The organism is Pseudomonas sp. PGPPP4, from assembly GCF_002256045.1.
In the GTDB taxonomy this organism is placed as follows: domain Bacteria; phylum Pseudomonadota; class Gammaproteobacteria; order Pseudomonadales; family Pseudomonadaceae; genus Chryseomonas; species Chryseomonas oryzihabitans.
Genome location: NZ_NKID01000003.1, coordinates 145,557 through 167,327 on the forward strand (window position 1 = coordinate 145,557; position 21,771 = coordinate 167,327).

Consider the following 21,771-nt stretch of genomic DNA (forward strand, 5'->3'; position numbering starts at 1 on the left):
CTGGAGTGGTTCAAGCCACCCCGGACAGATTGCCGCCCAGCCTTGCAGGCATTTGTGTCAGCGAATGTGCGCCAGTACGCCTTGAAGTTCGTCCAAAGAGGTGTAACGGATCACCAGTTGACCCTTGCCTTTCTCGCCATGGCGGATCTGCACGTTGGCGCCCAAACGTTCGGCCAGACGCTGCTCCAGCCGGCTGATGTCCGGATCCACCGCAGGCGCCTTCTCGACCGGCTCCGCGCCGCTGAGCCACTGGCGCACCAGGGCTTCGGTCTGGCGGACGGTGAGCCCCCGTGCGACAACGTGCCGCGCCCCTTCGGCCTGGCGGGCCTTGGGCAGGCCGAGCAGGGCGCGGGCATGGCCCATCTCCAGCTCGCCCCTGGCCAGCAGGTCCTTGGCGTCTTCGGCCAGGGCCAGCAGGCGCAGCAGGTTGGTCACGCCCGAGCGCGACTTGCCGACGGCTTCGGCCACCTGGGCCTGGGTCAGCTCGAATTCGTCCTGCAACCGCTGCAGGGCCATGGCCTCTTCCAGCGGATTGAGGTTCTGCCGCTGGATGTTCTCGATCAGCGCCAGGGCGATAGCCACCTGGTCGGGCACATCGCGCACCAGCGCGGGGATGCGGTCCAGGCCGGCCTGCTGGCTGGCGCGCCAGCGGCGTTCACCGGCGATGATCTCGTAACGGCCTTCGCCGATGGCACGCACCACGATGGGCTGCATCAGCCCCTGGACGCGAATGGAGTTGGCCAGCTCTTCCAGAGCGGTCGGATCCATGTGCCGGCGCGGCTGGTACTTGCCGCGCTGGATGATGTCCACCGGCAGCGATTGCAGTTCGCTGACCGGGGTGGCGGCGGCCTGCTCCTGCAGGACCTTGACGCTGGCACCGCCGAGCAGGGCGTCGAGACCGCGGCCCAGACCTCGTTTCTTCACAGCCATGGGGATTCCTTAGGCAGTCTTGGCGACGCGAGCCGCCTTGCGCTGACGTTTGACCAGCTCGCTGGCCAGCTCCAGATAGGCCGCGGCCCCCTTGGAGCTCTTGTCGTAGACCAGCGCGGGCATGCCGTAGCTGGGGGCTTCGGCCAGGCGGACGTTGCGCGGAATGATGGTTTCGTAGAGCTCGTCGCCGAAGTGCTGCTTGAGCTGGGCGGCGACGTCGTTGGCCAGGCCGATGCGCGGATCGAACATGGTGCGCAGCAGCCCTTCGATCTTCAGCTGCGGATTCAGCCGCTGGGCGATGTGCTGGATGCTGCCGATCAGATCGGTCAGGCCTTCCAGGGCGAAGTATTCGCACTGCATGGGAATGATCACGCCATCGGCGGCCACCAGGCCGTTGATGGTCAGCATGGACAGCGACGGCGGGCAGTCGATGAGCACGTAGTCGTAGTTGTCCCGCACCGGGGCCAGGGCATCGCGCAGGCGGCTCTCGCGCCCGCTCATCTCCAGCAGCTCGACTTCCGCGGCGGTGACGTCGCGGTTCGAGGGCAGCAGCTGGTAGCCGCCGTGCTCGGAAAAGTGCATGGCGTCGAGCAGGCCGCAGGCGCCGGTGAGGACGTCCAGCACCGAATGCTCCAGGGCATGCTTGTCCACCCCGCTGCCCATGGTGGCGTTACCCTGGGGATCGAGGTCGATCAGCAGCACCTTGCGCCGGTTGGTGGCGGCCAGAGAAGCGGCGAGATTGATGCACGTCGTGGTCTTGCCCACCCCGCCCTTCTGGTTGGCTATCGCGTAAACCTTGGCCATGTACCGCCTTACCCCTCTCCGTTCGTGCGGCGCAGTATCAGCAAGTGCCGCTGGCCTTGGCAACCGGGAACCGCGAGGACGTGCGCCGCCGCAACCCGGAAATCCGCTGGTAGCTTGGCCAGCTCGTCGTCGGGGTGCAGCCCCTTCATCGCCAGCCACTGTGTTTGGTTGTCGCCCAGGTGGCGCGTCCAGGTGGCGAGGTCGTCGATGGCGCTGAACGCCCGCGAGACGATGCCGGTGAAGGGCGCGGCGGGCTGGTAGGCCTCGACGCGGGCATGCACCACCTCGAGATTGGCCAGCCCCAGCTCGATCCTGGCCTGGGTCAGGAAGCGCGTCTTCTTGCCGTTGCTGTCGAGCAGGGTGAAGCGCGACTCCGGAAAGAGGATCGCCAGGGGAATGCCCGGCATGCCGCCGCCGCTGCCTACGTCCAGCCAGTGCCCGGCGCCCACGTAGGGGACGATGCTGAGGCTGTCCAGCAGGTGCCGCGAGACCATCTCGTTGGGATCGCGCACCGCGGTGAGGTTGTAGGCCTTGTTCCACTTGACCAGCAGGTCCAGGTAGCCCAGCAGGCGCTCTTCCACGGCGGTGGACAGCGCCACGCCGAGCGTCTCGGCGCCCTGGCGCAGTTCGTTGGCTTGAATCGCGCTGGCCATCAGGCGCTGTGCTCCAGGCTGCGACCGGCGCTGCGCTTCTTCAGGTGGATCAGCAGCAGCGAGACCGCCGCCGGGGTGACCCCGGGAATGCGCGAGGCCTGACCGAGGGTTTCGGGGCGGGCCTGGGCCAGCTTGTGCTGAATCTCCTTGGACAGGCCGGAGATGCTGGCGTAGTCCAGCTCGGCGGGCAGCGCCACGGCGTCGCTGGCGCGCAGCCGCTGGATCTCGTCCTGCTGGCGATCGATGTAGCCGGCGTACTTGGTCTTGATCTCGATCTGCTCGGCGACCTGGGTCTCGGCCGGCGTTTCGCCCACCGCGGCCATCAGGCCGGCGTAGTCGATCTCCGGGCGGGCCAGCAGGTTCTGCAGGTTGTATTCGTGGTTGAGCGGGGTGCCGAAGCGTTCGGCCACCGCCGTGCCCTGGGGCGTGCCCGGACGGATCCAGGTCGCCTTGAGGCGCTGCTCTTCCAGGGCGATGCCCTCGCGCTTGGCTTCGAACAGCGCCCAGCGCTGATCGTCCACCAGGCCCAGCTCGCGACCCTTCTCGGTCAGGCGCAGGTCGGCGTTGTCTTCGCGCAGGATCAGCCGGTATTCGGCACGCGAGGTAAACATCCGATAGGGCTCCTGGGTGCCCAGGGTGATGAGGTCGTCCACCAGCACGCCGAGGTAGGCCTCGTCGCGGCGCGGACACCAGGCCTCGCGGCCCTGGGCGCGCAGCGCGGCGTTGGCACCGGCGAGCAGCCCCTGGGCGCCGGCTTCTTCGTAGCCGGTGGTGCCATTGATCTGGCCGGCGAAGAACAGGCCGGCGATGACCTTGGTTTCCAGGCTGTACTTGAGATCCCGCGGATCGAAGAAGTCGTATTCGATGGCGTAGCCGGGTCGCAGGATGTGGGCGTTCTCCATGCCGCGCATGGAGCGCACCACCTCGAGCTGCACATCGAAGGGCAGCGAGGTGGAGATGCCGTTGGGATAGAGCTCGTGGGTGGTCAGCCCCTCGGGCTCGAGAAAGACCTGATGGCTGTCCTTGTCGGCGAAGCGGTGGATCTTGTCTTCGATGGACGGACAGTAGCGCGGCCCTACCCCTTCGATCACGCCGGAGTACATGGGCGAACGATCCAGGTTGGCGCGGATGATGTCGTGGGTGCGGGCATTGGTGTGGGTGATCCAGCAGCTGACCTGCGTCGGATGCTGCTCGCGATTGCCGAGAAAGGACATCACCGGCAAGGGAGTGTCGCCAGGCTGCTCGGTCATCACCGAGAAGTCCACCGAGCGGCCGTCGATGCGTGGCGGCGTGCCGGTCTTCAGTCGCGATACCCGCAGCGGCAGTTCACGCAGGCGCTGGGCCAGGGCGATGGCCGGCGGGTCCCCGGCTCGTCCACCGCTGTGGTTCTGCAGACCGATGTGGATAAGACCACCGAGGAAGGTCCCGGCAGTGAGCACCACGTTGTCGGCATGGAATTTCAGGCCCATCTGGGTGATCACGCCGGCGACGCGATCGCCTTCGACGATGAGGTCGTCGCAGGCCTGCTGGAATATCCACAGGTTCGGCTGGTTTTCCAGCGTGTAGCGGATGGCCGCCTTGTACAGCACGCGATCGGCCTGGGCGCGAGTGGCGCGCACGGCAGGTCCCTTGCGGCTGTTGAGAATGCGGAACTGGATGCCGGCGAGATCCGTGGCCGCGGCCATGGCGCCGCCCAGGGCATCGATCTCCTTGACCAGATGGCTCTTGCCGATGCCGCCGATGGCGGGGTTGCAGCTCATCTGGCCGAGAGTTTCCACATTATGCGTGAGCAGCAGGGTGCGCACACCCATGCGAGCGGCCGCCAAGGCCGCTTCGGTACCGGCATGGCCGCCGCCGATCACGATGACGTCGAAACGGGAAGGAAAGTCCACCACGCACCTCGTGCCTGTTGGCAGGAATTCAAAGGAAAGCCGGCAAGTATAAGGCCTGGACGTCGCTTGCAGAAGGGGGCTCTGGCCAAAAAATGATCAGCCGGCCTGGCAGACACCCAATATAAACAATAGGGAAGAAAGTTTTAAAAGGACTGATATAGAGCTTATGTATATGCAGGCCCTTCGCTGTGGATAAGCCTATGCAGCCCTCGTCAACGCTGGGCTGGGGAAAACCTGAACCCCGTGTACGTCTTGTGCTGTGGATGAATACAAGCTCTCAGCATCCTGTGGACCCTTTGCCCGCTTATCCACAACGCCAGTCATGGACAGTTCGTGCACCGATTTATGGGCAGACCTCAGGCAGGGTTATCAACAGGACTCTGGAAAGGGGAGATGAGGACAGCCAAGGCCTGCGTTGCACAGGCCGGGAACGGCGGGCGGGAGGCTATTTGCCGATGCAGAAGCTGGAGAAGATGCGCCCGAGCAGGTCGTCGGAGCTGAAGGCGCCGGTGATCTCGCCAAGCACCTGCTGGGCCTGGCGCAGGTCTTCGGCCAGCAGCTCGCCGGAGCCGGCCAGGGTGAGTTGGCGATAGCCGTGGTCCAGGGCGCTGGCAGCCCGCTGCAGGGCATCCAGATGGCGGCGGCGGGCGCTGAAGCCGCCTTCGGTGGTCTGTTCGAAGCCCATGCAGGCCTTGAGATGCTCGCGCAGGGCTTCGATACCGGCGCCATCGGTGGCGCTGAGACTGATCTCGACCGGCTCGGTCGCCAGCAGCCCGGTGGGCTCACCGGTGAGGTCGGCCTTGTTGCGGATCACCGTCAGCTTGTCCAGCGGCGGCCGGGTGCTCAGCAGTTCCGGCCAGAGCGCCTGGGGGTCCCGGGCTTCCGGGGCGCTGGCGTCCACCACCAGCAGTACCCGGTCGGCGCCGGCAATGGCATCCAGGGCGCGCTGGACCCCGATCTGCTCGACCCGGTCGCTGGTGTCGCGCAGGCCGGCGGTATCGACCACATGCAGCGGCATGCCATCGAGGTGGATATGTTCGCGCAGGACATCCCGGGTGGTGCCGGCGATGTCGGTGACGATGGCGGCCTCACGCCCGGCCAAGGCGTTGAGCAGGCTGGACTTGCCGGCATTGGGGCGACCGGCGATCACCACGGTCATGCCGTCGCGCAGCAGGGCGCCGCGGTTGGCTTCGCGCTGGACCTCGTGCAGTTCGGCCTGGACGCCCTCCAGCAGGCCCTGGACCCGGCCATCGGCGAGGAAGTCGATCTCTTCCTCGGGAAAGTCGATGGCCGCCTCGACATAGATGCGCAGGCGGATCAACTGTTCGACCAGGCTCTCCACCCGGCGCGAGAATTCGCCCTGCAGCGAACGCAGGGCATTGCGCGCCGCCTGTTCGGTGCTCGCCTCGATGAGGTCGGCGATGGCTTCGGCCTGGGCCAGGTCGAGCTTGTCGTTGAGAAAGGCGCGTTCGCTGAATTCACCCGGGCGGGCCAGGCGCGCGCCCTCTTCCAGGGTGCGGCGCAGCAGCAGGTCGAGGATCACCGGGCCGCCATGGCCCTGGAGTTCCAGCACGTCTTCGCCGGTGAAGGAGTTGGGGCCGGGAAAGAACAGCGCGATGCCGGCGTCCAGCACGCTGCCGTCGGCGGCGAGGAAGTTGCCGTAGTGGGCATGCCGGGGCGGCAGCTCGCGGCCGCAGATCGCCCGCGCCAACGGGGCGGCCAGGGGACCGGAGACGCGGACGATGCCGACCCCGCCGCGCCCGGTGGCGGTGGCGATGGCGGCGATACTGTCGGAAGGCAGGGACATGACGATCCTCCAGAAAGCACGACGCCCCAATCAAGGGGCGTCGTGTGGACAGAATGAGCGGGGTCAGGCCTTCTTGCTGGCCGCCTCGATCTTCCGGGTAATGTACCACTGCTGCAGGATCGACAGGCAGTTGTTGACGATCCAGTACAGCACCAGACCGGCCGGGAACCACAGGAAGAAGAAGGTGAAGATGATCGGCATCATCTTCATGACCTTGGCCTGCATGGGATCCGGCGGTGCCGGGTTGAGCATCTGCTGCACCAGCATGGTACCGCCCATGATGATCGGCAGGATGAAGAAGGGATCCTTGGCCGACAGGTCGGTGATCCAGAACATCCAGGGCGACTGGCGCATCTCGACGCTTTCCAGCAGCACCCAGTACAGCGCCAGGAACACCGGCATCTGCACCACGATGGGCAGGCAGCCACCCAGGGGATTGATCTTCTCCTTGCGGTACAGCTCCATCATCGCCTGGGACATCTTCTGGCGATCGTCGCCATACTGTTCCTTCAGCGCCTGCAGTCGCGGGCCGACGGCACGCATGCGCGCCATGGAACGGTAGCTGGCGGCGGACAGCGGGAAGAACAGCATCTTGATGATGATGGTCAGGACGATGATCGACCAGCCCCAGTTACCCAGGATGCTGTGGATATGCTGCAGCAGCCAGAAAATCGGCTGGGCGATGAACCACAGGAAGCCGTAGTCGACGGTCAGTTCCAGGCCGTGGGACAGGGTCTTGAGGTGCTCCTGGATCTTCGGACCGGCATAGAGGGTCAGCGAGGTCTCGCCCTTGCCACCCGCCGGCACGCTGAACTGCGGACCGGTGAAGCCGACGATGTAGTTGCCCTGGGCGTCCTTGCGGGTGGTGATCTGGTGCTGCTCATCCTTGTTCGGCACCCAGGCGGTGACGAAGTAGTGCTGCAGCCAACCCACCCAGCCGCCCTGCACGGATTCCTGCAGGCGGTTCTTGTCCATGTCGCTCATGGACACCTTGCGATAGGGCTCGGCCGGGGTGCCGACCGCGGCGCCCAGGTAGGTGGACACGCCGGTGGCTGTGGTGGCCGAGGGATCGCCGCTCTTGTCACGCTTGAGCTGGGCGTAGAGCACGCCGTTCCAGGCGTTGGCGCTGTGGTTGTCGATCAGGTAGCTGACCTGGATCTGGTAGGCGTCCGGATTGATGCAGGTGATCTTCTTCTGCGCCTTCTCGGCGTCCGAACAATCGACCTTCAGGCCCCGGTGGAAGGTGAATCTCTTGGTGTAGTCCACGCCATTGGCCTGGTACTTGAGATCCACCACCAGTTGCGGCTGGCCATCGGCGAGCACGTAGCTGGACTGCGCCGAGGTGTACAGCGGACGACCGGCGCTGTTGGCGTCGGGTCCGTTGGCACCGGTCAGGCCGCTCTGGGCCAGGTAGAGACGCTCGTTGCCGTTGTCGAACAGCATGAAGGGAACGTCGGGGTGGTCCTGGCGACGGGGGTACTGCACCAGTCCGAGCTGGACGATGTCACCACCGCGCGGATCGATGGCCAGATCCAGGACGTCGGTACGCACCTTGATGAGCGCGGTGCTCGGTTGGGCGGCCGAGTTGTCCACTGGCGCCGCGGCCTTGGCATCGGCCGGTACGTCGGTGGGCACGTTGGGGGTATCGCCCGGCAGGACGCTGGTCTGCGTCTTGGCCGTGGGCAGATCGGCCTGGCCGTAATCCTTGTTCCACTGGAAAACCAGGGTGTAGGACACGATCGCCAAGGCGGCAATGAGTAGCGGGCGCTTGATATCCATGTTTACTCGGCCATCGAAGAGGTCGGGGCTGGGTTCTTTGCGGGAGGAACGGGATCATATCCGCCTGAGTGCCAGGGATGGCACCGGCACAGTCGCCGTGTGGTCAGCCAGCCACCACGCAGCAGCCCGTGGCGCTCGATGGCTTCGAGGGCGTAACCGGAACAGGTCGGATAGAAACGACAGTGACTGGCCATCATGGGGCTGATGGCGTAACGGTAGAAGCGAATCAGCAGCAGGGCCGGTTTACGCATGAGCACCGTCGGGACTGTCGATTGGGTGGGCAACGGTCTTGCTCGCCTGGCGATTGAGACGTTTCCACAGTTGCAGCAGCTGATCGTGCAATTCGGGATTGTCGACTTCGCCAAGTCCCTTGCGGGCGACGAAGACCAGATCGAAGCTGCCCAGGCGGTCCTGATTCAGACGGAAGGAATCCCGGATGACCCGCTTGATGCGATTGCGCTCGACAGAAAGCTTGACGCTCTTCTTGCCGATGACCAGCCCGAGGCGGGAATGGTCGAGCCCATTGGCATGGGCGAGCAGCAGCAGGTGCTTGCCGGATGCCTTGTGGGTGGGAGAGTCAAAGACCGCTTGGAACTGTTGGGAGCTCAGTAAGCGCCTGTCCCGACCGAAACCCTGACTCACCACCTGACCGGGCAATCAGATCGCCAGACGCTTGCGGCCTTTGGCACGGCGACGGGACAGAACCTGACGGCCGTTCTTGGTTGCCATACGAGCACGGAAACCGTGGACACGGGCGCGCTTCAGGGTGCTGGGTTGGAAGGTGCGTTTCATGGACTTTTACCTAGGTGAAAGCGGCAAGGCATGAGTGCCCCGCGCAAAGAGACCGGCGATTCTAGAGAAAGCCTCGGTACAGGTCAATTTCCAACCAGCACCGGCTGACAGGAGACCAGGCAAATAAAATCAACAGGTCAGAAGGTTTTAAAAGACTGTTGAAGTGAATATGTATGGTGCAGCGGATTTCTGTGGATAGATCGTGCCAGGCCAGACGGGCTCTGCTCGGAGCGGGGACGGAAAGTCTGTTTTCAACAGGTGCAGTTCGGGTGCTCTGCCTGCTGAGAGGCTGTGGATAAGCAAGGCTGTTACGCACAGCTGGATTATCCACAGCGCAAAGCCCTGGGATGTCCAGAGAGGTCAGACGGCGTTATCCACAGAGCTGACGGTCGTGGGTCCGCCCGTTGCCTTCGTGACGGCTATCTGTTGGGAAACTGCGCGGTCATGTGGATAACCCGGGTGGGGAGGGATACAATGGGCGTTTGCTCATGGCCCGTCCGGGCCGCTCCAGTTCTTGGGAGACGCTGTGTCGGTCGAACTCTGGCAACGTTGCGTGGATGTGCTGCGCGACGAGCTGCCTTCGCAACAATTCAATACCTGGATCCGGCCACTGCAGGTGGAAGCGGAAGGGGATGAGCTGCGGGTGTTCGCGCCCAATCGCTTCGTGCTCGACTGGGTCAACGAGAAGTACCTGAGCCGCATCCTCGAATTGCTCGAGGAACATGCCGACGACGGCATCGCCCCGGTGCTGTCCCTGTTGATCGGCAGCAAGCGCAGCAACAAGCCGCGTCCGGCGCAGACGCCAAGCAGCCAGAGCACCCCGCTGCCTCCTCCGGTGCAGGCTCCGCAGCCGATCCAGTCGGACATCGTCACCGCGGGCGTGGCTCTGGAAGACGTGACCGCGGAACTGGCCGAGGCCGACGAGCCGGCGGTCAAGACCGAACGCACCGTGCAGGTGGAGGGCGCGCTCAAGCACACCAGCTACCTGAACCGTACCTTCACCTTCGAGAACTTCGTCGAGGGCAAGTCCAACCAGCTGGCCCGCGCCGCGGCCTGGCAGGTGGCGGACAATCCCAAGCACGGGTACAACCCGCTCTTCCTTTATGGCGGCGTGGGTCTGGGTAAGACCCACCTGATGCACGCGGTGGGCAATCACCTGCTCAAGCGCAATCCGAACGCCAAGATCGTCTATCTGCATTCGGAGCGCTTCGTCGCCGACATGGTCAAGGCGCTGCAGCTCAACGCCATCAACGAATTCAAGCGCTTCTACCGCTCGGTGGACGCGCTGCTGATCGACGACATCCAGTTCTTCGCCCGCAAGGAGCGTTCGCAGGAAGAGTTTTTCCACACCTTCAATGCCCTGCTCGAAGGTGGACAACAGGTGATCCTCACCAGCGACCGCTATCCCAAGGAGATCGACGGCCTGGAAGAGCGGCTCAAGTCGCGCTTCGGCTGGGGTCTCACCGTGGCGGTGGAGCCCCCGGAGCTGGAAACGCGGGTGGCGATCCTGATGAAGAAGGCCGACCAGGCCAAGGTCGACCTGCCCCACGACGCCGCCTTCTTTATCGCCCAGCGCATCCGCTCCAACGTGCGGGAACTGGAAGGCGCGCTCAAGCGGGTGATCGCCCATGCCCACTTCATGGGCCGCGACATCACCATCGAGCTGATCCGCGAATCGCTCAAGGATCTCCTGGCGCTGCAGGACAAGCTGGTCAGCATCGACAACATCCAGCGCACTGCGGCCGAGTACTACAAGATCAAGATCGCTGATCTGCTGTCCAAACGCCGCTCGCGTTCGGTGGCCCGGCCGCGGCAGGTCGCCATGGCGCTGTCCAAGGAGCTGACCAACCACAGCCTGCCGGAAATCGGCGACGCCTTTGGCGGACGCGATCACACGACGGTGTTGCACGCCTGTCGCAAGATCGCCGAACTTCGGGAATCCGACGCGGATATCCGCGAGGATTACAAGAACCTGCTGCGTACCCTGACGACCTGACGGACGCGGCCCTGGCAAGGACCTGACCATGCATTTCACCATTCAACGCGAAGCCCTGTTGAAACCGCTGCAGCTGGTGGCCGGTGTCGTGGAACGTCGGCAAACGCTGCCGGTGCTGTCCAACGTACTCCTGGTCGTGGAAGGCCAGCGGCTGTCGCTGACCGGTACCGACCTGGAAGTCGAGCTGGTTGGCCGGGTCGATCTGGAAGAAGCCGCCGAAGCCGGCGAAATCACCGTGCCGGCGCGCAAGCTGATGGATATCTGCAAGAGCCTGCAGCCCGATGCGCTGATCGACATCCGCACCGAGGAGCAGAAGCTGCTGATCCGCGCCGGACGCAGCCGTTTCACCCTGTCCACCCTGCCGGCCAACGACTTCCCCACCGTGGAGGAAGGTCCGGGTTCGCTGAAGTTCAGCATTCCCCAGGGGCGCCTGCGCCGCCTGATCGAGCGCACCGGCTTCGCCATGGCTCAGCAGGACGTGCGCTACTACCTCAACGGCATGCTGCTCGAAGCCAGCACCGGGCGCCTGCGCGCCGTGGCCACCGATGGTCACCGCCTGGCCATGTGCATGCTGGAAGCCGACGTCGACCAGGCCGAGAAGCACCAGGTCATCGTGCCGCGCAAGGGCATCCTGGAACTGTCGCGCCTGCTCACCGAGCCGGAAGAGCCGGTCAACGTGGTGCTGGGCCAGCACCATATCCGCGCCACCACCGGGGACTTCACCTTTACCTCCAAGCTGGTGGACGGCAAGTTCCCCGACTACGAGCGCGTCCTGCCGCGGCATGGCGACAAGCTGGTATTGGGCGAACGTCAGCACCTGCGCGAGGCGTTCAGCCGCACCGCCATTCTCTCCAACGAGAAGTACCGCGGTATCCGCCTGCAGCTGGAAAACGGCTTCATGAAGATCCAGGCCAACAACCCGGAGCAGGAAGAGGCCGAGGAAGAACTGCAGGTCGATTACGACGGCGGCAGCCTGGAGATCGGCTTCAACGTCAGCTACCTGCTCGACGTGCTCGGCGTGATGACCACCGACCAGGTGCGCATCACCCTGTCCGATTCCAGCAGCAGTGCGCTGTTGCAGGAGGCGGGCAACGACGATTCCTCCTATGTCGTGATGCCGATGCGCCTCTGATCGCCGCTCGATGACGCTGATCCGCTTCAACGTCGACCGCCTGCGCAATCTGCAGGCGGTCGCGCTTCAGCCCTCGCCCCGGGTCAACCTGCTGCACGGCGCCAACGGCAGCGGCAAGACCAGCCTGCTGGAAGCCATCCACCTGCTGGGCCTGGCCCGCTCCTTTCGCAGCACCAAGCTGGCGCCGGTCATCCAGCACGAGCAGGCCAGCTGCACGGTGTTCGGCCAGGTGCGGCTGCCCGGGGGCCAGGATTGCAACCTGGGCATCCAGCGCGAGCGCGGCGGCGACTACCAGATCCGCATCAACGGCGAGAATGCCCGCAGTGCGGCGCAGCTGGCCGAGGTGCTGCCGCTGCAGCTGATCAACCCCGACGGCTTCCGGCTGCTCGAAGGCAGTCCCAAGATCAGACGGCAGTTTCTCGACTGGGGCGTGTTCCACGAGGAACAGCGTTTTCTGCCCCTATGGCAACGCCTGCAAAAGGCGCTCAGGCAGCGAAATCACTGGCTCAGACGTGGTAAAATCGACCCTGCGGCGCAGGCCGCCTGGGATCAGGAACTGGCCCTGGCCAGTGCCGAGATCGATGGCTTTCGCCAGGCCTACATCCAGCGCCTGAAACCGGAATTCACCGCAGTGCTGGCCAAGCTGATCCAGCTCGACGGCCTGACCCTGAGTTACTACCGCGGCTGGGACCGCGAGCGCGATCTGCGCGAGGTGCTGGCGGACAGCCTGCCGCGGGATCTGCAGCTGGGGCATACCCAGGCCGGTCCCCAACGCGCCGACCTGCGGATCCGCATCGGCAATCACAACGCGGCGGACATCCTGTCGCGCGGCCAGCAGAAGCTGGTGGTGTGCGCACTGCGCATCGCCCAGGGGCGGCTGGTCAACCAGGTCAAGCGGGGCCAGTGCGTCTATCTCATCGACGACCTGCCCTCGGAACTGGACGAGGGACACCGGCTGGCCTTGTGCCGGCTGCTGGAGGCACTGGGGTGCCAAGTCTTCATCACCTGTGTCGAGCGCGAGACGCTACAGGCCGCCTGGCGGCCGGAGACAGAGGTCAGCGTGTTCCACGTGGAACACGGCCATATCAAGCAGACCCACACTAGCGGGAGCCAAGCATGAGCGAGACCAATACCTACGACTCTTCCAGCATCAAGGTGCTGAAGGGACTGGATGCCGTGCGCAAGCGCCCCGGCATGTACATCGGCGACACCGATGACGGCACCGGCCTGCACCACATGGTCTTCGAGGTGGTGGACAACTCCATCGACGAGGCCCTGGCCGGCTTCTGCAGCGAGATCAGCATCACCATCCACATGGACGAATCCATCACCGTGCGCGACAACGGTCGCGGCATCCCGGTGGATATCCACAAGGAAGAAGGCGTTTCCGCGGCCGAGGTCATCATGACCGTGCTGCACGCCGGCGGTAAGTTCGACGACAACACCTACAAGGTGTCCGGCGGCCTGCACGGCGTGGGCGTCTCGGTGGTGAACGCCCTGTCCGAGGAGCTGCGGCTGACCATTCGCCGCGCCGGCCAGGTGTGGGAGCAGGTCTATGTGCATGGCGTGCCCCAGGCACCGCTGGCGGTGATCGGCGAGACCGACACCACCGGTACCCAGGTGCACTTCAAGCCGTCCGCCGAGACCTTCAGCAACATCCAGTTCAGCTGGGACATCCTGGCCAAGCGGATTCGCGAGCTGTCCTTCCTCAACTCCGGTGTCGGCATCGTCCTGCGCGACGAGCGCAGCGGCAAGGAAGAGCTGTTCAAGTACGAAGGCGGCCTGCGTGCCTTCGTCGACTACCTCAACACCAACAAGACCGCGGTGAACGAGGTGTTCCATTTCCAGGTGCAGCGCGACGACGATGGCGTCGGCGTGGAAGTGGCCCTGCAGTGGAACGACAGCTTCAACGAGAACATCCTCTGCTTCACCAACAACATTCCCCAGCGCGATGGCGGTACCCACCTGGCGGGCTTCCGCTCGGCACTGACGCGCAACCTGAACAACTACATCGAGGCCGAGGGCCTGGCCAAGAAGTTCAAGGTGGCCACCACCGGTGACGACGCCCGGGAAGGCCTGACCGCCATCATCTCGGTCAAGGTGCCGGATCCCAAGTTCTCCTCCCAGACCAAGGACAAGCTGGTCTCCTCCGAGGTGAAGACCGCTGTGGAGCAGGAGATGGGCAAGTACTTCTCCGACTTCCTGCTGGAGAATCCCAACGAGGCCAAGGCAGTGGTCGGCAAGATGATCGACGCGGCCCGGGCCCGGGAAGCGGCGCGCAAGGCGCGGGAGATGACCCGCCGCAAGGGCGCCCTGGACATCGCCGGTCTGCCCGGCAAGCTGGCGGACTGCCAGGAAAAGGACCCGGCGCTGTCCGAACTCTACATCGTGGAGGGTGACTCCGCCGGTGGTTCGGCCAAGCAGGGCCGCAACCGGCGCACCCAGGCGATCCTGCCGCTCAAGGGCAAGATCCTCAACGTCGAGAAGGCCCGCTTCGACAAGATGCTCTCCTCCCAGGAGGTGGGCACCCTGATCACCGCGCTGGGCTGCGGTATCGGTCGCGAAGAGTTCAATATCGACAAGCTGCGCTACCACAACATCATCATCATGACCGATGCTGACGTCGACGGTTCGCACATCCGTACCCTGCTGCTGACCTTCTTCTTCCGCCAGATGCCGCTGTTGATCGAGCGGGGCTACATCTACATCGCTCAGCCGCCGCTGTACAAGGTGAAGCGTGGCAAGCAGGAGCAGTACATCAAGGACGACGAGGCGATGGAGGAATACCTGACCCAGACCGCCCTCGAGGAAGCCAGCCTGCACGTCAACGAGAACGCCCCGGGCCTGTCCGGCGTGGAACTCGAGAAGCTGGTGAACAGCTATCGCCAGGTGATGAAGACCTTCAAGCGCCTGTCGCGCCTCTATCCGGCCGATGTCAGCGAGCACCTGCTGTACCTGCCCCGCGTGGGCGTGGAGCAGCTGGGTGACGAGGCGGCCATGCGCCAGTGGCTGGCCGGCCTGGAGACGCGCCTGAAGGCTGCCGAGCGCAATGGCACCACCTACACCCTGAGCCTGCGCGAAGACCGCGAGCGCAGCCTGTGGCTGCCGGAGGTCGAGACCCGTGCCCACGGCCTGTCCAGCTACGTCACCTTCAACCGGGATTTCTTCGGCAGCAACGATTACCGCCTGGTGACCGAGCTGGCCGCCCAGCTGGACAACCTGCTGGAAGAAGGCGCCTACGCCAAGCGCGGCGAACGCCGGCGCCCGGTCAGCACCTTCAAGGAAGCCTGGGAATGGCTGATGGTGGAGACCAGCAAGAGATTCAACATCCAGCGCTACAAGGGCCTGGGCGAGATGAATCCGGATCAGCTGTGGGAAACCACCATGGACCCGAACGTGCGCCGCATGCTGCAGGTGACCATCGAGGACGCCATCGCCGCCGATCAGATCTTCAACACCCTGATGGGCGATCAGGTGGAGCCGCGCCGCGACTTCATCGAGAGCAACGCCCTGGCCGTGTCGAACCTCGACGTCTGATCCCGCGGTTATGCACAAGCCCCGCCATGCGGGGCTTTTTTGTGGAAAACATTCTGCCTAGAGAGCCGCAGCGTTTCGTTCCCCGGGAGCGAACGCCGTTCATCTTATAGCCAGAGGTTTTGTGGATAGTTTTCCTCAGCCGCTTTTGATCACCACAGAAAATTTGCGTAAAGAGGCCGTGCCATGCGGCATAGAGACACAGGCTATAACGGACGATCCTGTGGATAAGCCTGGGAATAAGCTTGTCGGTACTTGTGGATGACGACGCATCCGCGGTAGCGGACCAAAATTCGCCCACACCAAAGGCTCGACCTGGCCTGTGGATAAGTCTGTGGGAAAAGGGCGGAAAAGGGGTGGAAACCGCCAGGCCTCGCGGCCTGGCGGTCAGGCTACGCAGCGCAGGCGGGACTGGCGTCGGGCTTGGGCGCCAGGGCCTGTTCGATGAAGGCGAAGCAGCGAGCATTGAGATCGACGATGGCGCGCGGATCCTGACCCTGGGGATGGAGCAGCGGACCGATGCTGACCTTGATGGTCCCCGGCGACTTGATCCAGGAGCGATTGGGCCAGTAGGCACCGGCGTCATGGGCGATGGGCAGGATGGGCACGTTCAGGCTGCAGGCCAGGGCGGCGCCACCGCGAGAGAACTTGCCCATCTGGCCGTGATCGATGCGGGTGCCCTGGGGAAAGATCAGCACCCAGCAACCCTGGGCCAGATAGCGACCGCCCTGCTCCGTCAGCTGCTGCAGGGCCAGCTTGCCGTTGTCGCGGTCGATGGCGATCGGCTTGAGCAGCGAGAAGGCCCAGCCAAAGAAGGGAATCCGCAGCAATTCGCGCTTGATCACCTGGGAAGTGGGCTCGAACTGGGCGGAGAGGAAAAAGGTTTCCCAGGTGCTCTGGTGGTTGGCCACGATCACGCAGGGCTGCGCCGGGACGTTTTCCAGGCCTTCGATCTCGTAGCGGATGCCGCAGATGACCTTGGCCAGCCAGACGGCGAAACCGGTCCAGGCCTTGACCACCAGCCGATAGCGGGCGCGATAGGCGAGGAAGGGGGCGATCAGCAGGCTGACGCAGGACCAGAGAATGCCGCTGGTGCCCAGCAGCACATAGAACAACAGGGTACGCAAGAGCCGCATCAGGGCGCTTCCTCAAGCAGGTGATCAGCCACCGCGGCCAGGTCGGCGAAGACCCGGGTGCCGGCTGGCAAGGGCTTGGCCAGGGTGCGCTCGCCCTTGCCGGTACGCACCAGACAGGGCGTGCAGCCAAGGGCCACGCCGGCTTCCAGATCGCGCAGGCTGTCGCCCACCACTGGCACGCCGTTCAGGTCGGCCCGGCCATAGTGGTGGGCGATGGCGCGAAACAGGCCGGGCAGCGGCTTGCGGCAGTCGCAGCCCGCTTCCGGGCCATGGGGGCAGTGCAGGATCAGGTCGACCCGACCGCCCTCCTCCGCCAGCAGCCGCTGCAATTTCTCGTGCATGGCCGTCAGGTCGTCTGCCGTGAAGTAGCCGCGGGCCAGGCCGGACTGGTTGGTGGCCACGGCCACCTGCCAGCCGGCCCGGTTCAGGCGAGCGATGGCGGCGAGGCTGCCGGGCAGCGGTTGCCACTGCTCGGCGCTGCGCACGTAGTCATCGGAATCGACATTGATGACGCCATCGCGGTCCAGCACGATCAGCTTCATGCCCTAGCCCAGCACCGAGATGTCGGCGATGCCCAGGAACAGGCCGCGCAGGTGGGCGAGCAGCGCATAGCGATTGGCGCGGACGCGCTCGTCCTCGGCGTTGACCAGCACCTCGTCGAAGAAGGCATCCACCGGCATGCGCAGGCTGGCCAGGAGCTCCAGGGCTTCGCGATACCGGCGGGCTTCGGCCAGGGGCGCGGCTTCCCGCTCGGCATCGGCGATGGCCACGGCCAGGGTGCGCTCGGCGTCGGTCTCGAACAGCGCGGCATCGGCCTGGGCGGCGACCGTGCCCTCGAACTTGCCGAGCAGGTTGGAGACGCGCTTGTTGGCGGCGGCCAGGGCTTCGGCCTCGGGCAGGCGGCGGAAGGCCTGCACGGCCTGGACGCGCTGATCGAAGTCCAGCGCCGAGGCCGGGCGCAGGGCGCGTACCGCCAGGTAGGCGGCGGTGTCGACGCCTTCGTCCTCGTAGCGGGCACGCAGCCGGTCGAAGACGAAGTCCAGCACCTGCTCCTGCAGCCCCGCGGCCTTGACCCGCTCGCCGTAACCGGCGATGGCGAAGGCGACGGCGGCCGGCAGATCCAGCTCCAGGCCCTTCTCGATGAGGATGCGCAGCACCCCCAGGGCCTGGCGCCGCAGGGCGAAGGGGTCCTTGCTGCCGGTGGGCAGCATGCCAATGCCAAAGATGCCGACCAGGGTGTCGAGCTTGTCGGCCAGGGCCACGGCGGCACCGGTCAGGGTCTGCGGCAATTCGGCGCCGGCGCCGCGCGGCATGTACTGCTCGTTGAGCGCCAGGGCCACGTCGTCGGCCTCGCCGCCCTTCTTGGCGTAGTAGTAGCCGGCGATGCCCTGCATCTCGGGGAATTCGCCGACCATCTCGGTGGCCAGGTCGCACTTGGCGAGCACACCGGCGCGGTGGGCGCGCTCGGCATCACCGCCGATGCGTTCGGCGATAAAGGCGGCCAGGGCGGCGACGCGCTGGGCCTTGTCGTAGACGGTACCGAGCTGGGCCTGGAAGACCACGTTCTTGAGGCGCTCGTTGAAGCTTTCCAGCGGCTGCTTCTGGTCCTGCTTGAAGAAGAATTCGGCGTCGGTGAGACGGGGGCGGACCACCTTCTCGTTGCCGCTGACGATCTGCGCCGGATCCTTGCTCTCCAGGTTGGCCACGGTGATGAAGCGCGGCAGGAGCTTGCCCTGGGCGTCCAGCAGGCAGAAGTACTTCTGGTTGTCCTGCATGGTGGTGATCAGGGCTTCCTGGGGCACCTCAAGGAAGCGTTCCTCGAAGGCGCAGACCAGCGGCACCGGCCATTCCACCAGGGCGGTCACCTCGTCCAGCAGCGCGGGCGGCACCACGGCGCTGCCCTGCTCCGCCGCGGCCAGTTCGGCCACGCGGGATTCGATCAGCTGGCGGCGCTCGGCGAAGTCGGCCAGCACATGGGCGGCGCGCAGGTCGGCGGCGTAGTGGGCCGGGGCGCTGATGCGCACGGCGTCGGGATGGTGGAAGCGATGGCCACGGGACTCACGGCCGGCCCGGCGGGTCAGGATCTCGCAGTCGATGACCTCGTCACCCAGCAGCATCACCAGCCACTGGGTCGGACGCACGAATTCCTCGCGGCGGGCGGCCCAGCGCATGCGCTTGGGAATCGGCAGCTCGGCCAGGGAGGCTTCGACGATGCCGGGCAGCAAGCTGGCCGCCGGTTGACCGGGAATGCTCTGGGAGAATCTCAGCTTGGGACCGCTGCGGTCGATGGCGCTGATGTCGACGCCACACTTGCGGGCGAAACCCAGGGCCGCCTGGGTCGGCTGGCCATCGGCGCCAAAGGCGGCCTGCAGCGGCGGGCCGTCCAGGTTGACGCTACGTTCGGGCTGCTGGATCTGCAGGGCTTCGACCAGCACCGCCAGACGACGCGGCGCGGCATAGGCGCGGGCGCTGGCATAGCCGAGACCGGCCTGCTTGAGGCCCTTCTCGATGCCGGCGAGAAAGCTGTCGCCAAGGGTCTTGAGCACCTTGGGTGGCAGTTCTTCGGTACCCAGTTCGACCAGGAAATCCAGAGTGGTGCTCATCATTCGCCCTCCTTGAGCAGCGCCTGGACATCGTCGCGACCCAGGACCTCGTCACGCAGCGCGGGGCTGGCCAGCGGGAAGCCCAGCCGTGCCCGAGCCTTGAAATAGCCCTGGGCGACGCTGCGCGCCAGGGTGCGCACGCGCAGGATGTAGCGCTGGCGCTCGGTCACCGAGATGGCGCGACGGGCGTCCAGCAGGTTGAAGGTGTGGGAGGCCTTGAGCACCATCTCGTAGGTGGGCAGCGGCAGGTCCAGGGCGATCAGGCGATTGGCCTCGGACTCGTAGAAGTCGAACAGCTCGAACAGCTTGGGCACATTGGCGTGCTCGAAGTTGTAGGTGCTCTGCTCCACCTCGTTCTGGTGGAAGACGTCGCCGTAGGTCACGGTGCCGAAGGGGCCGTCGGCCCAGATCAGGTCATAGACCGAATCCACGCCCTGCAGGTACATGGCCAGGCGCTCCAGGCCATAGGTGATCTCGCCGGTCACCGGGTAGCACTCGAGACCGCCCGCCTGCTGGAAGTAGGTGAACTGGGTGACTTCCATGCCGTTGAGCCAGACTTCCCAGCCCAGACCCCAGGCGCCCAGGGTGGGCGATTCCCAGTTGTCCTCGACGAAGCGCACGTCGTGCACCAGCGGATCCAGGCCGATGGCGGCCAGGGAGCCGAGGTAGAGCTCCTGGAAGTTGTCCGGGTTGGGCTTCAGGACCACCTGGAACTGGTAGTAGTGCTGCAGGCGATTGGGGTTCTCGCCGTAGCGGCCGTCGGTGGGGCGGCGGCTGGGCTGCACATAGGCGGCGTTCCAGGTCTCGGGACCGATGGCGCGCAGGAAGGTGGCGGTGTGGAAGGTACCGGCGCCGACTTCCATGTCATAGGGCTGGAGTACCACGCAGCCCTGCTCGGCCCAGTATTGCTGCAAGGCCAGGATCAAGTCTTGGAAGGTGCGCACGGTGGGCTTGGACTGGCTCACGAAAAATACCCGTTCGGCTGCGACGAAAAGCCGGGGAGTATAGCCGAAAGCCGCCGTCGCCCGCATGGGGCGCGTGTCGCGGCCGGGCGGCTGGCCGGGTAGTCCGGACGGGCTGTCTCCGTTGGCGGGTAATTGCGCTAAGGTGAGGCCTTCCCTTCTCGACCGAGTCTTCGCCATGCCGCGTTGCTTCTGGTGCACCGCCGATCCGCTGTACATCGAGTATCACGACCACGAATGGGGCGTGCCCCAGCGCGATCCGGCGGTACTCTTCGAATTCCTCCTGCTGGAGGGCTTCCAGGCCGGACTGTCGTGGATCACCGTGCTGAAGAAGCGCGAGCGCTATCGTCAGGTGCTGCATGGCTTCGATCCCAGGCGCCTGGCGCAACTGAGCGATGCCGAGATCGCGGTGCTGATGCAGGACCCGGGCATCATCCGCAATGGCGCCAAGCTGCGCGCCGCTCGTCAGAATGCCCAGGCCTGGTTGCGCCTCGAAGACCCTGCCGGCTGGCTGTGGTCCTTTGTCGGCGGTGCGCCGCGCATCAATCGTTTCCGCGATCGCAGCGAGGTGCCGGCGATCACCCCGGAAGCCGAGGCCATGAGCAAGGCGCTCAAGCGGGCCGGTTTCACCTTCGTCGGCCCGACCATCTGCTATGCCTTCATGCAGGCCATGGGCCTGGTCATGGACCACACCCTCGATTGCGATCGCCATGGCGAATTGGCGTCTGCGTCGCCAGAGCTGCAGGAAAAGTCGAATGTATAGCTGCCAGTTGGCGCGAACCTTACGCTTTCTTAACGTTTCCGGGGCTTGTAGACGGTAAACTGTCTGGGCATTCAGACAGGAGCCCTCTTTTGGAAAGATTCAAAGGCGCGCTGATGATCGCCTTCCTGCGCCTTTTCGCCCTGCTGCCCTGGCCGCTGGTGCAGCGCCTGGGTGGATTCATCGGCTGGTGCATGTGGAAGCTGCCGACCCGCGCCAGCAAGGTCACCCGCATCAACCTCGCCCACTGTTTTCCCGAACTCGATGCCGCCGGTCTGGAACGGCTGTCGCGCGAGTGCCTGCGCGGTATAGGCAAGACCCTGACCGAAAGCGCCTGCGCCTGGATCTGGTCGCCGCAGCGTTCCTTGCGCCTGGTGCGCGAGGTGGAAGGCATGGACGTCCTGCAGGAAGCCCTGGCCTCCGGCGATGGCGTGGTGGGCATCACCAGCCACCTGGGCAACTGGGAGTTGCTCAACCACTTCTACTGCTCCCATGCCAAGCCGATCATCTTCTACCGGCCGCCCAAGCTCAAGGCGGTGGACGAGCTGCTCAAGCGCCAGCGGGTGCAGCTGGGCAATCGCGTGGCGCCCTCCACCCCGGAAGGCATCATCAGCGTGATCAAGGAAGTCCGGCGCGGCGGCGCCGTGGGTATCCCGGCCGATCCCGAGCCGAGTCGCAGCGCCGGCCTCTTCGTGCCCTTTCTCGGCACCACCGCCCTGACCAGCAAGTTCGTGCCCTCGCTGCTGGCGCGCGGCAAGGCCCGCGGGGTGTTCTTCCATGCCGTGCGCCTGGCAGACGGCAGCGGCTACAAGGTGATCCTGGAAGCGGCGCCGCCGGCCATGTACGACCCGGATCCGGAGGTCTCGGTGGCCGCCATGAGCGAGGTGCTGGCCGGCTACGTGCGGCGCTATCCGACCCAGTACATGTGGAGCATGAAGAGATTCAAGAGTCGCCCGGATGGCGAGGAGAAGTGGTACTGAGGTCTAGCGCC

Annotated in this window: 19 protein-coding genes; 6 read left to right on the plus strand and 13 right to left on the minus strand. The window is 65.2% G+C overall.

The features are described from left to right. Positions 1-57: 57 nt before the first annotated feature. From CFE50_RS06370 to rpmH, 9 genes are all read right to left on the minus strand, one after another. The gene (locus CFE50_RS06370; RefSeq protein ID WP_027600502.1) at positions 58-930 is read right to left on the minus strand and encodes a ParB/RepB/Spo0J family partition protein; all 873 of its coding nucleotides are present in this window, start codon (positions 928-930) and stop codon (positions 58-60) included. A 9-nt stretch (positions 931-939) separates the two neighbouring features. Next, positions 940-1,734 (minus strand): ParA family protein, encoded by a 795-nt coding sequence (locus CFE50_RS06375; protein ID WP_007160127.1) that lies wholly within the window; start codon positions 1,732-1,734, stop codon positions 940-942. An 8-nt stretch (positions 1,735-1,742) separates the two neighbouring features. Next, positions 1,743-2,387, minus strand: coding sequence for a 16S rRNA (guanine(527)-N(7))-methyltransferase RsmG (rsmG, locus tag CFE50_RS06380; RefSeq protein ID WP_286732102.1), 645 nt, complete (start codon positions 2,385-2,387; stop codon positions 1,743-1,745). Beyond that, on the minus strand, positions 2,387-4,279 hold the full coding sequence (gene mnmG / locus CFE50_RS06385) for a tRNA uridine-5-carboxymethylaminomethyl(34) synthesis enzyme MnmG (RefSeq protein WP_286732104.1): 1,893 nt from the start codon (positions 4,277-4,279) through the stop codon (positions 2,387-2,389). The genes rsmG and mnmG overlap by 1 nt, the downstream gene beginning before the upstream one ends. 445 nt (positions 4,280-4,724) lie before the next feature. After that, a complete protein-coding gene (gene mnmE / locus CFE50_RS06390) occupies positions 4,725-6,086 on the minus strand; it encodes a tRNA uridine-5-carboxymethylaminomethyl(34) synthesis GTPase MnmE (protein ID WP_042134974.1) in 1,362 nt (453 codons plus the stop codon). A 63-nt stretch (positions 6,087-6,149) separates the two neighbouring features. Further along, positions 6,150-7,865 carry a membrane protein insertase YidC gene (yidC, locus tag CFE50_RS06395; RefSeq protein ID WP_027598723.1) on the minus strand — a complete coding sequence of 572 codons (1,716 nt, stop codon included), beginning with the start codon at positions 7,863-7,865 and terminating at the stop codon, positions 6,150-6,152. 2 nt (positions 7,866-7,867) lie between these two features. Beyond that, positions 7,868-8,116 carry a membrane protein insertion efficiency factor YidD gene (gene yidD, locus CFE50_RS06400; RefSeq protein ID WP_007160132.1) on the minus strand — a complete coding sequence of 83 codons (249 nt, stop codon included), beginning with the start codon at positions 8,114-8,116 and terminating at the stop codon, positions 7,868-7,870. Then, positions 8,109-8,510, minus strand: coding sequence for a ribonuclease P protein component (gene rnpA, locus CFE50_RS06405; RefSeq protein ID WP_007160133.1), 402 nt, complete (start codon positions 8,508-8,510; stop codon positions 8,109-8,111). Before rnpA ends, yidD begins: the two co-directional genes overlap by 8 nt. A gap of 12 nt (positions 8,511-8,522) precedes the next feature. Then, positions 8,523-8,657, minus strand: coding sequence for a 50S ribosomal protein L34 (rpmH, locus tag CFE50_RS06410; protein WP_007160134.1), 135 nt, complete (start codon positions 8,655-8,657; stop codon positions 8,523-8,525). Positions 8,658-9,183: 526 nt separating this feature from the next. Between rpmH and dnaA the strand changes: the two genes are divergently transcribed. From dnaA to gyrB, 4 genes are read left to right on the plus strand one after another with little or no spacing between them, the layout of a single operon-like run. Beyond that, entirely contained in the window at positions 9,184-10,653 is a 1,470-nt protein-coding gene (gene dnaA, locus CFE50_RS06415) for a chromosomal replication initiator protein DnaA (RefSeq protein ID WP_007160135.1), read from the plus strand. Positions 10,654-10,681: 28 nt separating this feature from the next. Beyond that, the gene (gene dnaN, locus CFE50_RS06420) at positions 10,682-11,785 is read left to right on the plus strand and encodes a DNA polymerase III subunit beta (RefSeq protein WP_007160136.1); all 1,104 of its coding nucleotides are present in this window, start codon (positions 10,682-10,684) and stop codon (positions 11,783-11,785) included. A 10-nt stretch (positions 11,786-11,795) separates the two neighbouring features. Further along, complete coding sequence (recF, locus tag CFE50_RS06425) at positions 11,796-12,905, plus strand: DNA replication/repair protein RecF (protein ID WP_286732106.1); 1,110 nt, start codon at positions 11,796-11,798, stop codon at positions 12,903-12,905. Continuing rightward, positions 12,902-15,322, plus strand: a complete 2,421-nt coding sequence (gene gyrB, locus CFE50_RS06430; RefSeq protein WP_027598724.1) for a DNA topoisomerase (ATP-hydrolyzing) subunit B — start codon at positions 12,902-12,904, stop codon at positions 15,320-15,322. Before recF ends, gyrB begins: the two co-directional genes overlap by 4 nt. Before the next feature lie 389 nt (positions 15,323-15,711). Here the strand turns inward: gyrB and CFE50_RS06435 are convergent, their stop codons facing one another. The 4 genes from CFE50_RS06435 to glyQ are packed head-to-tail and all read right to left on the minus strand — an operon-like array spanning position 15,712 to position 20,023. Continuing rightward, positions 15,712-16,455: a lysophospholipid acyltransferase family protein gene (locus CFE50_RS06435; protein WP_241807435.1), complete on the minus strand. Its 744-nt coding sequence runs from the start codon at positions 16,453-16,455 to the stop codon at positions 15,712-15,714. Further along, on the minus strand, positions 16,455-16,997 hold the full coding sequence (gene gmhB, locus CFE50_RS06440; RefSeq protein WP_007160140.1) for a D-glycero-beta-D-manno-heptose 1,7-bisphosphate 7-phosphatase: 543 nt from the start codon (positions 16,995-16,997) through the stop codon (positions 16,455-16,457). Before gmhB ends, CFE50_RS06435 begins: the two co-directional genes overlap by 1 nt. 3 nt (positions 16,998-17,000) lie before the next feature. Then, positions 17,001-19,058: a glycine--tRNA ligase subunit beta gene (gene glyS / locus CFE50_RS06445; RefSeq protein ID WP_286732109.1), complete on the minus strand. Its 2,058-nt coding sequence runs from the start codon at positions 19,056-19,058 to the stop codon at positions 17,001-17,003. After that, positions 19,058-20,023, minus strand: coding sequence for a glycine--tRNA ligase subunit alpha (glyQ, locus tag CFE50_RS06450; RefSeq protein WP_027598728.1), 966 nt, complete (start codon positions 20,021-20,023; stop codon positions 19,058-19,060). The genes glyS and glyQ overlap by 1 nt, the downstream gene beginning before the upstream one ends. Positions 20,024-20,198: 175 nt before the next feature. On the opposite strand from glyQ, the gene CFE50_RS06455 reads away from it, so the two are divergent. Both CFE50_RS06455 and CFE50_RS06460 read left to right on the plus strand, forming a co-directional pair. Continuing rightward, positions 20,199-20,783 (plus strand): DNA-3-methyladenine glycosylase I, encoded by a 585-nt coding sequence (locus CFE50_RS06455; protein WP_286732112.1) that lies wholly within the window; start codon positions 20,199-20,201, stop codon positions 20,781-20,783. 89 nt (positions 20,784-20,872) lie between these two features. Then, positions 20,873-21,760, plus strand: coding sequence for a lysophospholipid acyltransferase (locus CFE50_RS06460; RefSeq protein WP_286732113.1), 888 nt, complete (start codon positions 20,873-20,875; stop codon positions 21,758-21,760). Positions 21,761-21,771: the final 11 nt, after the last annotated feature.